This window comes from Nostoc cycadae WK-1 (genome assembly GCF_002897135.1).
Classification (GTDB): Bacteria; Cyanobacteriota; Cyanobacteriia; order Cyanobacteriales; family Nostocaceae; genus Nostoc_B.
Genome location: NZ_DF978428.1, coordinates 92,701 through 106,558, shown reverse-complemented (window position 1 = coordinate 106,558; position 13,858 = coordinate 92,701). Strand labels below are relative to the sequence as shown.

The window sequence follows — 13,858 nt, the reverse complement described above, 5'->3', positions numbered from 1 at the left end:
TAGATATAGACTGTCATATCAAATACACATAAGAGAATGCCAGATTCAGCATTTATTATCTTTATTGTTTTTGGCTTTATCTGGGTAGCGATGGGAGCCGTTGCTGTAATTGCGCTATTCAAGTCGGAAGGCCAAAAAATTCGTTTGGACAAATGGGGACTGTTAGTAACTATCCCGATTATTATCCCAATTGTAATTGTGTTGTTGTATCAGGTAATTAAACCATTAATTGAATAGAGACGTTGCAGCAAGTGCAACGTCTCAAAATTATCTACTTAGCACTGTTTATGATGCCACTTGTGCCGCAGTCCGAGTCCGCCGCCTTCTGCCATCGGCAACTTTTACAGGTGGTTCATCAGGAATTTGCATTAATAGTGTCACAGTTGGCTGACATTGCAATTCTCGACGAATAGAACGCGCTAATTCCCGTTCTAGAGTTCCTTGCAATCCACCCCAGTCGATTTCTGGTTGCTCACCTTCCAAAGATGCAAATTCTGACCAACGTACACCCAGGATTTCTTCGATGCGCTGCTGTACCCATTTTTGGATCAGCGATCGCTCTACACTAGTAACAACACCTCGCAGGTGAATTTCTGGCTTGGCCATCAGTTTACCAGTCCAATCAATCGCCGCGGCAATAGTTACAATCCCTTCTTCCGCCATACGTTGCCGTTCTTGCAGCACCTTAGCACTTACCATGCCAGAACTAGAAGTATCCACTAGTTCAATCCCCGCCTGCACTTTACCAGCCGCACGGATGGAAGTTTCTGTCAGTTCTACAATATCCCCATTCTGGATAATCACCATATTTTCAGCGGGGATACCCATACTTTGGGCAGTTTCGGAGTGTTTGACTAACATCCGATGTTCGCCGTGAACTGGCAAGAAGAACTTAGGACGAGTTAAGGCAATCATCAACTTTTGGTCTTCTTGACAGCCGTGACCAGAAACGTGAATTCCTTTATCTCTTCCATAAACAACTTTCGCACCCTGAAGCATCAACTTATCGATGGTATTTACAACCGCGATGGTATTACCAGGGATGGGGTTGGCGGAGAAAACAACAGTATCGCCTTCCCTAATTTTGATATGGGGGTGTTCTTTATTAGCAATGCGGGTCATGGCTGCCATTGTCTCACCTTGAGAACCTGTGGTGAGAATCAACACATTGTCGTCTGGAAGATTGCGAACTGTATGTAGTGGTTGCAGTAAGTTATCTTCACATTTGACATAACCCAAATTGCGGGCATGGGCAATCAGATTCAGCATAGAACGCCCGACAACCGTCACTACACGGTTGTGTTTCTGCGCCAGTTGCAAAATCATATTGATGCGATGCACCGACGAGGCGAAGGTAGTAACAAACAATCGTCCAGTAGCTTGACTAAATACCCGATCTAGATTTGGATAAACAGAACGTTCCGAAGGAGTAAAGCCTGGTACTTCTGAGTTGGTGGAATCACTCAGCAAGCACAGCACACCTTTTTCACCATGTTCGGCTAAACGTTGCACGTCAAACTTTTCCCCATCAACTGGGGTGTGGTCAAATTTAAAATCCCCTGTGTGAATCACGACACCCAGGGGAGTATGAATAGCAACCGTAAAACTATCAGCGATAGAATGGGTATTGCGGATATACTCAACAAAGAAATGTTGGCCAATCCTGACTAGATCACGCGGCAGAACTGAACGTAACTCTGTGCGATCGCGTACTCCTGCTTCTTCTAATTTACCTTCTAACATGGCCATTGCCAGTCTTGGCCCGTGAATTACCGGAATTTCAAATTGCTTGAGGTGAAAAGCAATACCACCGATATGGTCTTCATGACCGTGGGTGACGATCATGCCTTTAATTTTGTGACGATTTTCCCGAAGATAGCTAGTATCAGGAAGAACAATGTTTACCCCGTGCATTGCTTCTGTAGGGAAGGCTAAACCTGCATCTAGTAAGATAATTTCGTCATCGTATTCAAAAACGCAGGTATTTTTGCCAATTTCATGTAAACCGCCCAAAGGAATAATTTTTAGGGCGGAGTTAGCTTCGTTTTTAGCCATTTTCTCCTTAGTTAGATTGTTGTTTAGTGTTAATAGATTGAAGGTTAGCAAGCTTGTATTAAAGACAACACTGGCTTTCTCTCGGAAAGCAGTTAAATTTCGTTTAGATTTTCAACTGTTTGTTCAATAAAATCTTTTAGCAGCGATCGCACCCTTTTATAAAGTGCCTCCTCAAAATCTGCCCATTATTCATATACACATTTACGGCAACTTGCCCACCATATACTGCCTAAATTAAATTTAGTTTCTGAAGCACCGCCTCTAGTTTTTGGCTAACTTCTGAGTCAGCATCACATAGTGGCAGACGTGTTGAACCAACCTCCCAGCCTTGAAGTTTAAGTGCTTGTTTAATGGGAATGGGATTTGTAGTGATAAATAAAGCTTTAAATAACGGGAATAGTTGAAGATGAATATCTCTGGCCTCTGCAATTTTTCCCGCACTAAAAGCTTGAATCATCTGCTGTAGTTGGTTGCCTACCAGATGAGAAGCCACACTGACTATCCCCGTTGCCCCCAGCGCTAACAAGGGCAGTGTGAGGGAATCATCTCCAGCGTAAATCTGAAATTCTTGTGATGTCAAGCGACGGATTTCACTTGCCTGATCTAAATTACCACTGGCTTCTTTGATTCCAACAATATTATCGATTTCTGCTAATTTGGCAACTGTTTCTGCACTGAGATTCTGTCCAGTACGACCAGGAATGTTATATAACAACAGCGGGATATCAGGGCAAGCTTGGGCAATTGCCTGAAAATGTTGATATAACCCAGCTTGGGGCGGTTTATTATAATAGGGTACAACTTGTAATGTACCGTGTACTCCTATTTTAGCTGCCTTTTGAGTAGCCGCGATCGCTTCTTTGGTGGAATTGGAACCACATCCTGCTATCACTTTGGCTTTGCCGGACACGGCCTGCAAGACTTCTAAAAATAGCTGGTATTCCTCTTCCCAAGTTAGGGTTGGGGATTCTCCTGTTGTACCGCATATCACCAACGTATCTGTTCCGTTGTTAGCTAGATGAGCTGCTAATTCTGCGGCTACACCATAGTTAACACTACCGTCTGCTTTGAACGGCGTGATCATAGCGGTTAAAACTTTACCAAAATCTCCCACCCTCTTTTTACTCCTGATTACCTGTTTGGTTTTTTCTGTTGGTGGTTTTCTATAATGTAATAGCTTATTCGCTAATTACTTTCAAGAGTGATGCACTCATTTGTTTTTTGCCATTTCTGTTTGTCTGATGACGCAAAACTACTGAGAGATGTATGCTTGTGCTGACTTGAGAAGATTTTTTTCCACTAATAATTCAGCAATTTGGACTGCATTTAAAGCTGCGCCTTTGCGAATTTGATCACCACAAAGCCATAATTCTAAACCGCACGGATGAGAAATATCTTGGCGAATTCTACCCACTAAAACTTCATCCCGTCCAGTTGCTTCTATGGGCATAGGAAAATGATTTGCCCGCCAATCTTCTACCAATTTCACCCCAGGAGAGTGGCTTAAAATTTTTCTAGCGGTATCTGGACTAAATGGAGTAGCAAATTCTAGGTTAATTGCTTCTGAATGGGCGCGCAGTACGGGAACCCGTACACAAGTTGTACTAATTCTAATTTCTTGTGTACCAAAAATTTTTCGCGTTTCATTCACCATTTTCATTTCTTCCTCACAGTACCCAAAATCATTCATGGGGGTGTTATGAGGAAATAAATTAAATGCTAATGGGTATGGTAATACTTCCGCGACTGGTTCCTGTCCTTGAAGAATAGCAGCAGCTTGAGTTTTGACTTCTGCCATTGCTTTGGCACCAGCACCACTAGCTGATTGGTATGTGGCAGCAATAATGCGTTGGATTGGTTTTACTTGATGCAATGGCCAAATTGCTACTGCCAACAAAATTGTCGTGCAGTTGGGATTGGCGATAATGCCTTGATGAGAGGCTGCGGCTTGGGGATTAACTTCTGGTACAATCAACGGCACTTCCGGATTCATCCGAAAAGCACTGGAGTTATCGATGACGACTGCGCCTTTTTCAACGGCTACGGGAGCCCATTTTTTTGATGTGGAACCGCCAGCACTAGCCAATACCAAATCTAGATTTTCTAAAGCGCGATCGCTGACTGGTTCTACTACTAAAGTTTCTCCTTTAAATTTAAGCGATCGACCTACACTGCGTTCAGATGCCAGTAATTTTAATTCCGAAATCGGAAAATTTCGGCTTTCTAATAATTCCAGCAACTCCGTACCCACAGCACCAGTCGCACCCAAAATAGCTACACGATATGTTTTAGACAAATGAACTCCTCCTTATAATTTTAAGAGGTAATGAGTAATGTTATGAAATCGGCATTTATGGAAATAGCAGTAGCGGATTTTGAATAATTTTTTTGATTTTATTCCAACTTTTTGATTACAGTAGGTTAATTTTTGAGTTACATATTTTAATAAATAATTTAGCAATTACAATTTCTTAATCTAATTACCCAGTAAATTTTCTACCAATTAAAAAAGTATATATTATTGTACAACAAATTACGGCTCAGGGAAAAACGTTCAACAATTGCTGCTCAACCGTTATTGATGATGGAACAAGTATTTTGCCCAAAACTTGACTTGGACTTAGGCAGGCAATCAATGTACTATGATCCGAGATAGCATCAAGCCAGGACATTAAACCACCGAGCTATGCGGTAAGCATATAGTTAAACTTGGACTTGTCAGGCAAACAGACCTCGCAAACGATGAGAGGGTGTATAGATAAATTTATTGTGGTAAAGTGCCAAGTCCTTGGCCATTGGCAGTAAACTGGATCTCTACTGAAGGCACCTGCCATTTCCACCTAGAGATATCAAACCATATAAGCGTTCAATAGTCGCTTGTGTGTACTTGGAGTTAAAAATACCAAATAGAGACGAAGCATGAAAGTTACCCAGGAGAAACTTCCCGCCAGCCAGATAGGGCTAGAAATAGAGATTGCACCAGAAATCACTCAGCAAACCTACGATCAAGTTATTAAAAACTTATCCGGTACTGCAAATATTCCTGGGTTTCGTAAAGGTAAAGTGCCTCGGCAAATCTTGCTTCAGCGCTTAGGAATAACTCGCATCAAGGCAGCAGCCCTAGAAGAATTAATTCAAAATGGTATAGAGCAAGCAGTCAAACAAGAAGACATTCAAGCAATTGGTCAGCCGCAATTGCGTTCTTCGTTTGAGGACTTGATCAATAATTATGAACCGGGGAAACCCTTCACTTTCTCGGCTGCTGTTGATGTCGAACCAGAAGTAAATCTCACCCAATACACTGGTTTACAAGCCCAAGCGGAGGAAGTCAAATACGACCCCACACAGGTAGATAGCGTTCTGGAAAAAGAACGCCAACAAATGGCAACTTTGATTCCTGTGGAAGGAAGAGCAGCCCAAATTGGTGATGTTGCTGTTGTAGATTTTAAAGGAGTCATAGCCAAAGCTGAAGGCGAAGATCCAGATAGCGAACCAACACCAATTCCAGGTGGCGATGCTGCTGATTTTCAAGTGGAGTTAGAGGAAGATAAATTTATCCCAGGTTTTGTTACAGGCATAATAGGGATGAATCCTGGCGAAACCAAGGAAATTTCAGCCCAGTTTCCAGATCCTTACGTTAACCAAGAGTTGGCTGGCAAACCAGCAATTTTTACAGTCACCCTCAAAGAACTGAAGGAAAAAGAACTGCCAGAACTGGACGATGATTTTGCCCAAGAAGTCAGTGACTTTGAAACTTTAGAAGAACTGCGGAAGTCTCTAGAAGAACGCTATCAAAAAGAGGCTGACGACAAAACTAAAACTAACAAACAAGAAGCATTGTTGGCAGAATTACTCAAGTATGTAGAAATTGACTTGCCTGGAACCTTAGTTGACCAAGAAGTCGATGCTATGCTGACACAAACAGCCATCCGCCTGTCGCAACAGGGTTTGGATGTGAGAAAGCTGTTTACTCAAGATATTCTGCCGCAATTACGGGAGCGATCGCGCGGCGAGGCAATTGAACGCCTAAAACGTTCTCTAGCCTTACGAGAAATCGGCAAACGCGAGTCTCTCATCGTTACACCAGAAGAACTGCAAGCCAGAGTCACAGAACTTTTAGCACAGTATTCTGAGGAAGAAGTTGACGAAGATAAACTGAGTTCTATGGTGGAAAACGAACTGCTGAGTGAAAAAATTATCAATTGGCTCTTAGATAACTCATCAGTTGAGCTAGTACCAGAAGGAACCTTAAGTGCTAAGGAAGAAGAATCTGAAGATGCAGCAACTGCACCAGAGACTGAGGCAAGCAGCAGCACAGCTACGGCAGAATCAGCAGTAGAAGGATAGGGTGCAGGGGTGCAGGGTGCGGGGGAAGGATATACTACTCAGCACTCGCACTCGCCTTCGGCTATCTCTACTTTTGAGCGATCTCAAGACATCTGTTCGTAGATTAGGCTAGGGTAGTAAGTGCCTTGTTTGAGTATGAACAATTATTACTCAGCACTCAGTCGTCAAGATTTCATGGAGGCATTAATATTGCTGGAATCTTAAAATAAAGTCCTACATTCTCTCATGACTAGAGCTTAAGAGTGTGTTACACGAGAAAAATCTGGATGAGGCATAATAGTTAACACATAGCTCAAATTAAAATCTCATCCGTTAAAAAAGCAGCGATCGCTGCCTTAAACTAAGTCCTATTAATCGTCAGATTTTCTCCTATGCTTTTATCGCAGTCAGGAAATTACCCCATCATCAGTTCCAGCCATCTAGCTATTAACTCTCATCTAAATGGCCCCAACAGCATTGTGCCAACTGTGGTAGAGCAGTCTGGTATGGGAGAAAGAGCGTTTGACATCTACTCCCGCCTGCTGCGAGAACGGATTATCTTTTTGGGAACCGCCATTGATGATACCGTTGCCAATTCAATTGTCGCTCAGTTGCTATTCTTGGATTCGGAAGACGCAGAAAAAGACATTCAATTGTACATTAATTCTCCTGGCGGCTCCGTCTACGCAGGGATGGCAATTTATGATACAATCCAACAAATCCGTCCCGATGTTGTGACTATCTGTTTTGGATTAGCCGCAAGTATGGGGGCATTTTTGTTAGCAGCAGGAACCGCAGGTAAGCGGATGTCTTTACCTGATTCGCGGATTATGATCCATCAACCACTAGGTGGCGCTCAAGGTCAAGCCATTGATATAGAAATTCAAGCTAGAGAAATTCTTTATATCAAGGGTCAGTTGAATCAGTTATTGGCTCATCATACGGGTCAACCTCTAGAGAGATTAGAAGCAGATACAGACCGCGACTTTTTCATGTCGGCAGAAGAAGCCAAAAATTACGGTTTGATTGATCAGGTCATCTCCCGACAAAATCTTCCCACAGCTGGGGAAAACGTCACCATTCTGAAATAAGAGGCTGGTATGTCTAAGTACGACTCCCATTTAAAATGTTCGTTTTGTGGCAAGTCTCAAGAGCAGGTGCGTAAGTTGATCGCAGGGCCGGGAGTTTACATCTGCGACGAGTGCGTTGACTTGTGTAATGAAATACTAGATGAGGAGTTACTGGACACCAACGGTGTAGCGCCACAACCAGCACCTAAGTCTGAAGCACCTCAAAAACGTCGCAATCGTTCTGCTAATCTCTCATTTAATCAGATACCAAAGCCAAGAGAGATTAAAAAGTATCTCGACGAACATGTCATTGGCCAAGACGAAGCCAAAAAAGTGTTATCAGTCGCAGTTTACAATCATTATAAGCGGCTGGCAATCTTACAGTCTAAAGGCAATGGCAAAAACGGGGGGGATGACTCAGTAGAACTGCAAAAGTCAAATATTTTGTTAATTGGCCCGACTGGTTGCGGCAAAACCCTCTTAGCCCAAACCCTAGCTAAAATTTTGGATGTACCTTTTGCTGTTGCTGATGCTACCACATTAACAGAAGCAGGTTATGTCGGCGAAGATGTGGAAAATATCTTACTGCGACTGTTGCAAGTGGCAGATTTAGATGTAGAAGAAGCGCAACGTGGGATTATCTACATCGACGAGATTGACAAAATTGCCCGCAAAAGTGAAAACCCATCAATTACACGGGATGTTTCTGGTGAAGGTGTGCAGCAAGCTTTACTGAAAATGCTAGAAGGCACGATCGCCAACGTACCACCACAAGGGGGACGGAAACATCCGTATCAAGACTGCATCCAAATCGATACCAGTAATATTCTATTTGTCTGTGGTGGTGCTTTCGTTGGCTTAGAAAAAGTTGTAGAGCAAAGAGCCGGGAAAAAGTCAATTGGTTTTGTGCAGCCAGGGGAAGGGCAAACGAAAGAAAAACGCGCTGCTGATGTGTTGCACAACCTGGAACCAGATGATTTGGTAAAATTTGGCATGATTCCAGAGTTTATTGGTCGGATACCAATGGTGGCGGTGGTTGATCCTCTGGATGAAGAAGCGCTAATGGCGATTCTCACTCAACCACGCAGTGCTTTGGTAAAACAGTACCAAAAACTACTGAAGATGGATAATGTTCAATTAGATTTTAAACAAGATGCTCTACGAGCGATCGCTCAAGAAGCCTACCGCCGCAAAACAGGTGCAAGAGCATTGCGGGGTATTGTAGAAGAACTAATGCTAGATGTGATGTACGAGCTACCATCTCGTAAAGACGTGACTCGTTGTACAGTCACAAGAGAAATGGTAGAAAAACGCTCTACCGCCGAATTGATCGTACATCCATCCTCATTACCCAAACCTGAATCAGCATAATAGTCATTAGTCATTAGTCATTAGTCCATTGACTTTTGACTTTTAACTTTTAACTTTTGACTTTGAAAAAATGCCTTATATCGATGTGCGTGGTGTTGAACATTACTACGAGTGGGTGAAACAATCATCTACTGCTTTGACGAAACCCGTGATGGTATTCATTCACGGTTGGGCTGGTTCAGCTAGGTACTGGAAAAGTACGGCAAATGCTTTATCAGACCAATTTGATTGTTTACTTTATGATATGCGCGGTTTTGGTCGTTCTGGTGGGAAACCGACTCTAGTTCCAGCCAGTGAATCTGTTGCTACTTCTGAGTCTAGTCAAGAAACATCAGCCGCAATTCAACAACTAACTTATGAGTTGGAAGAATACGCTGATGATTTGGCAATTTTGTTAGATGAGTTGCATCTTGGGCGTGTTTACATCAATGCTCATTCAATGGGTGCGTCTGTTGCAACTTTATTTTTTAACCGCTATCCTCAACGGGTAGAACGAGGGATTTTAACTTGTAGTGGGATTTTTGAATACGATGAAAAAGCCTTTACTGCTTTTCATAAATTTGGCGGTTATGTAGTTAAATTCCGTCCCAAGTGGTTAGCTAAAATCCCATTTGTTGACCAGATGTTTATGGCGAGATTCCTGCATCGTTCTATACCGAAATCTGAGCGTCAGGCTTTTTTACAAGATTTTTTAGATGCAGATTATGATGCTGCTCTGGGAACTATTTTTACTTCGGTTAGCAAGGCACAATCTGAATTAATGCCACAAGAATTTGCTAAATTACCTGTGCCAACGCTGCTAATTGCGGGTGAGTATGACCAGATTATTCCCGCAGCAATGGGAAAACAAGCCGCAGCAATGAATGACAAAGTTGAGTTTGCGCTAATTCCTAATACGGCTCATTTTCCCATGTTGGAAGATGTGCCGACTTATTTGCAACGAGTGCGAGAGTTTTTGCAGGTTACTGCGCCAGAAGTGAAAGTGAGTTGATTTTTGTGTATTTGATATTTGATATTGCAGCATCTCACTTCTATCTGTGGATTAACTTAAACCTAGTTCTCGTTTTAGTAAATTGATTGAATTCAGCCCGATGTAATTTTCTACCTTAATTAATTTAGGTGGTCGAATAATATCTTCAGCCGCAGCTTGTACTGCGATTTGTACTGCTTTAAAACTGGCAACATCACTGATGATAAATTCAGCCCGCTTCACAATTGCCTGAAGCTTATAACCATCTTTTGGTTGTGCTGTCATTACTAGTAGTTCATCTCCGCGTAAACCGTGGAGGATAACTTCGGCAGCACGGGCAATGCCTGTACTCAGGCTGACTATGCCTATACAATGATCTTTTGGCAGATTTTTGACTAGATTCAGTTCTTTACTGTAGTCATAGATATCCAAAGGAATGACTCTGACAGCTTTGGGCGCAGCTATTTGTTCGACTTCACCAATAAAATAGCGGCTGGTAACGACTGTAGCAGAGTTAGTTTTATCCAAAACAGCCGCTAATTCTTCCATTCTGATTAACTGAATGGGTATTTTCAGAGATTGCTCTAATTCATATACCATCAACTCTCCAGCACCGAGGTCTTGAGAAGGGACTGCAACCAGCACCTGGGCGCTACAACGCAAACGCCAGTCCATTTCTGCTAAAAATAGCTCACGCGCTTGGCTGAGGGAACAGCCTTGAGCTAGAAGTTGGTCGAGTGCTTGCTGGACAACTTTATATGCGTCGGGGTGTGCTTGCAAAATTGGTGATTGCAATCGGCTACCGCCCTCGTGACCTTGAGCGCGGACATAAATTCCTGAACCAGCCAAACTTTCTACCAAGCCTTCATCTTCTAGCTGACGATAAACTTTGCTAATTGTATTGCGGTGTAATCCAGTCTGCATTGCTAATGCCCGTGTGCTAGGCAATTTGTAAGCAGGCGGATATTGCCGAGATGCGATCGCAAACCGAATTTGATTAAATAACTGAGTAGAAGCGGGAATTTCACTGTCTGGCTGAATACGAAACTGAATCATTACCACAACTCCTGAATCAAGTAACAATCAGCAATGAGCTACATTTGCTACTTGTCGTATTTTTTATTTGTAACACTCAACAGATAGGATACGATACAGGTCAAGTATAAAGCTATCTCATCTGGGTTTGGGTAATATCTATATATCTAAACCAATCACAGTTAATTCAGGCGGATGTTCTAGGGTAAATTGATAATATATTTCTCGTCGCTCTTGAGATAAAACGCTTAACTCCCATTCTAAAATTCCCATGTCCCCCAGTTGAATTTGCGGTTGGATGCGGGTAAGACGAATTTTGATTTGCTCGTTGCGGCTAACAGGTAATTGTTCTGTAATTTTTAAATTAATTTCTTGATTGAGTAAGTTTGTAATTAATAATCGATAAGCGTAAGTAGTTCGACGTTGATTCACAATCATTTTTTTATCGACTTGGCGCTCGACTAAATTCCGTTCTATTTTGATACCTTCATCAATGCCTAAGTTCAAGATAAATTCTTGCCCAGGGGCAATGTTTTCTAATTTAGTTCCACCCACAAAAACATCATCTCGAAAAATATTGGCTTTGCCAGGTAATAAAGTTGCGCCATCAGAACTATTTTTTACATGAGCTTGTAAATAAGCAAAGCTCACCAAGCGCGGTATAACTACATAGTCAAAATTACAGGGATAATCGTCATTAAAAATTGTTATTTTATGGGGTGCGCCATCACTAGGAATATTTCCAACACCATTGAGTTTAAAGGTAACTACGCTTCCTTCTTTGGAGATTACTGCTCCTATATTTTCTGCTGCAACAAGAGCATCACTAGCTAGATCCTCCTCATCTTGTGAAAACAATGAATCTGCCGCAGGCATAGCCGCGATGCTAGGCAGTGATGGACGGGGTAATACTCGTTGCACTGTACGTGAACGTAGGGTGTCAATATACCAAGGTTCTAGTTTTGGTGGTAGTGTACCTAATCCTGGTTTAGCCGTTGAGAGAGTAAGAGATACATCTAACCAATCTTCGCCAGTATTTTGGGTGATTTCTGCCAGGTAGCTTAAATTTACTGTTTGACTTGTGCTATCTACTCGCAAGTCATAAAGGGGAGTCCAACTAGCACTATTGACAATGTAGGATACTTCTAACTCAAACTCGCCTTCGCCAGCAACTTCTATACCGACAACCAAGCTAAAACTTTCTTGGGGATGGGGTGTTTGAATATTGTGTAATGTGGCGCGGAGTGCCTGTAGTTGCTTGTCTAGTTCTTGCTGTTGGCTATGGTAATCTCCAGATGCGATCGCATATTCGCTATACTGGCTGCCTAAAAAGTTCAAAAAATCTAAGGTTTCGCTGAGGCTGAGATTTTTGCGAGACAAACTTTGAGCAAATGGTTCTTCTGTTTTTTCCCGCAAGCCTTCAATAAATTTTGCCTGTAAAGCTAAGGCATCAATTTGCGCTTGCAAATTGCGTTTTTCTGCTTCTATTTGTTGAATTTGGCTGTTTAAATGTGCGACTCGTTCGGCAACAGGTTCGGTGGTGTAGATGCGATCGCTACTAACACTCAACAAACTTACTCCTACCGTACCTTGACCACCCACCCTAACAGAATCAGATTCTAGAGTTACTGGCAGTGAATTAATCACCAATTCCCTTTCCGTCCCTGTTAAAGCAACGACACCTTGTCTTGTAACTAAGGCTTGATCGCTGTATACCGTCACAGCTACTACCTGAGTTGGCACTGTTTTTCTTAGAGAAGGAGTTTCCGGGTGTGTCACTGCCAGCTTTCCCCATATCAAATGACTCTGCTGGTTAATTTTGTCATGGTTCAGATGCTTCAAGCCAAACAAGTTGAAGCTTAGATCTCAAAACTCAATCAACAGTACTATAAACAGGAATTTCAGTCTGCTCAACAAATGTCTTTGCCGCATCCAGCAAATACTCATAATAGGTACGAGCTACAATTGATAGCTGTTTACCTGCCGGATAAACCATGTACCAAGCTCGCTTAATGGGAAAGTGCTGCACATCTAAAATGCTAAACTCCGAGGCATCTGAGAGTAAAGTATGACGAGATAACACAGAGATTCCTAAACCTCCGGCGATCGCTTGCTTAATAGCTTCATTACTCCCCAATTCCAGCTTTACATTCACTGTTATCCCGTGTTCTTCTAATAGAGCCTGCACAGCACGGCGAGTACCTGAACCTGGTTCTCGCATAATAAAAGGTTGATTATTTAGCTCTTGAATTGAGATATTTTTTTCCTTTGCTAGGGGATGATTCACCGGAGCAAAAACTACCAAAGGGTTGTCTAAAAACGGTTCACAATTCACATCCAAATGTTCTGGAACCTGACTCATAATATACAAGTCATCCAGGTTATTCATCATCCTCTCAATAATTTTTTCGTGATTTGTTACTTGCAAGGAAATATCAATTCCTGGGTAACGCTGACAAAATGGGCCTAATAGACGTGGAATAAAATACTTGGCTGTGGTGATAACTGCTAAACGTAATTGCCCTTGTTTTAGCCCTTTTAAATCAGCAACCTTCATCTCAAACTGAGCGATAGTTTCAAAAATTTGTCGACAAGTAGCAAAAAGTTCTCTACCCGCTTCCGTCAAATACAAGCGTTTCCCAACCTGCTCAAATAATGGTAAGCCCACAGATTTTGTTAATTGCTTGATTTGCATGGAAACTGTAGGCTGGGTAAGAAATAATTCTTCCGCAGCACGAGTAAAGCTACCATGTCGAGCCGCCGCCTCAAATACCTTCAACTGGTGTAGCGTCGCTTGGTTCAAAGGTGATTCTCCTCTAATAGCGATCTTATAGATATAAAACTAGTATCACGGAACACCTGCAAATCATGGCGTGTCGCTCATACGAAGTTATGAGTTTTAGTATAGATAAAAATCTATATTCGCTATTAAAAGAAAGATATTTGATTTATAGTCCGTAAAAGTTATGATCAAAACAACAAGCGAAGCGTAAGATGCCTTCCAACCAAAGATGAATGCTGAATATGAATG

11 protein-coding genes are annotated in these 13,858 nt (G+C 42.2%); 5 read left to right on the top strand and 6 right to left on the bottom strand.

The features are described from left to right. Nucleotides 1–36: 36 nt before the first annotated feature. The gene (locus NCWK1_RS13150; RefSeq protein WP_103125026.1) at nt 37–237 is read left to right on the top strand and encodes a hypothetical protein; all 201 of its coding nucleotides are present in this window, start codon (nt 37–39) and stop codon (nt 235–237) included. Nucleotides 238–285: 48 nt separating this feature from the next. Here NCWK1_RS13150 and NCWK1_RS13145 read toward each other — a convergent pair whose 3' ends face one another. The 3 genes from NCWK1_RS13145 to NCWK1_RS13135 all read right to left on the bottom strand — a co-directional run bounded on the left by NCWK1_RS13145 (nt 286) and on the right by NCWK1_RS13135 (nt 4,351). After that, on the bottom strand, nt 286–2,055 hold the full coding sequence (locus NCWK1_RS13145) for a ribonuclease J (protein WP_096583353.1): 1,770 nt from the start codon (nt 2,053–2,055) through the stop codon (nt 286–288). A 229-nt stretch (nt 2,056–2,284) separates the two neighbouring features. Continuing rightward, nucleotides 2,285–3,169 (bottom strand): 4-hydroxy-tetrahydrodipicolinate synthase, encoded by an 885-nt coding sequence (gene dapA, locus NCWK1_RS13140; RefSeq protein WP_096583355.1) that lies wholly within the window; start codon nt 3,167–3,169, stop codon nt 2,285–2,287. Between the two features lie 138 nt (nt 3,170–3,307). Next, complete coding sequence (locus NCWK1_RS13135; protein ID WP_103125025.1) at nt 3,308–4,351, bottom strand: aspartate-semialdehyde dehydrogenase; 1,044 nt, start codon at nt 4,349–4,351, stop codon at nt 3,308–3,310. Between the two features lie 623 nt (nt 4,352–4,974). Here NCWK1_RS13135 and tig point away from each other — a divergent pair. From tig to NCWK1_RS13115, 4 genes are all read left to right on the top strand, one after another. Further along, on the top strand, nt 4,975–6,402 hold the full coding sequence (tig, locus tag NCWK1_RS13130) for a trigger factor (RefSeq protein WP_103125024.1): 1,428 nt from the start codon (nt 4,975–4,977) through the stop codon (nt 6,400–6,402). Between the two features lie 371 nt (nt 6,403–6,773). Beyond that, on the top strand, nt 6,774–7,472 hold the full coding sequence (gene clpP / locus NCWK1_RS13125) for an ATP-dependent Clp endopeptidase proteolytic subunit ClpP (RefSeq protein ID WP_096583363.1): 699 nt from the start codon (nt 6,774–6,776) through the stop codon (nt 7,470–7,472). A 9-nt stretch (nt 7,473–7,481) separates the two neighbouring features. Further along, the gene (clpX, locus tag NCWK1_RS13120; RefSeq protein ID WP_096583365.1) at nt 7,482–8,822 is read left to right on the top strand and encodes an ATP-dependent protease ATP-binding subunit ClpX; all 1,341 of its coding nucleotides are present in this window, start codon (nt 7,482–7,484) and stop codon (nt 8,820–8,822) included. 70 nt (nt 8,823–8,892) lie between these two features. Beyond that, on the top strand, nt 8,893–9,813 hold the full coding sequence (locus tag NCWK1_RS13115; protein ID WP_096583367.1) for an alpha/beta fold hydrolase: 921 nt from the start codon (nt 8,893–8,895) through the stop codon (nt 9,811–9,813). Between the two features lie 51 nt (nt 9,814–9,864). On the opposite strand, the gene NCWK1_RS13110 is transcribed toward NCWK1_RS13115, so the two are convergent. The 3 genes from NCWK1_RS13110 to NCWK1_RS13100 form a co-directional block, all read right to left on the bottom strand. Beyond that, nucleotides 9,865–10,848, bottom strand: a complete 984-nt coding sequence (locus NCWK1_RS13110; protein WP_096583369.1) for a GntR family transcriptional regulator — start codon at nt 10,846–10,848, stop codon at nt 9,865–9,867. 138 nt (nt 10,849–10,986) lie between these two features. Further along, on the bottom strand, nt 10,987–12,606 hold the full coding sequence (locus tag NCWK1_RS13105; RefSeq protein WP_103125140.1) for a mucoidy inhibitor MuiA family protein: 1,620 nt from the start codon (nt 12,604–12,606) through the stop codon (nt 10,987–10,989). A 94-nt stretch (nt 12,607–12,700) separates the two neighbouring features. Beyond that, nucleotides 12,701–13,630 (bottom strand): LysR family transcriptional regulator, encoded by a 930-nt coding sequence (locus NCWK1_RS13100; protein ID WP_096583374.1) that lies wholly within the window; start codon nt 13,628–13,630, stop codon nt 12,701–12,703. Nucleotides 13,631–13,858 lie beyond the last annotated feature (228 nt).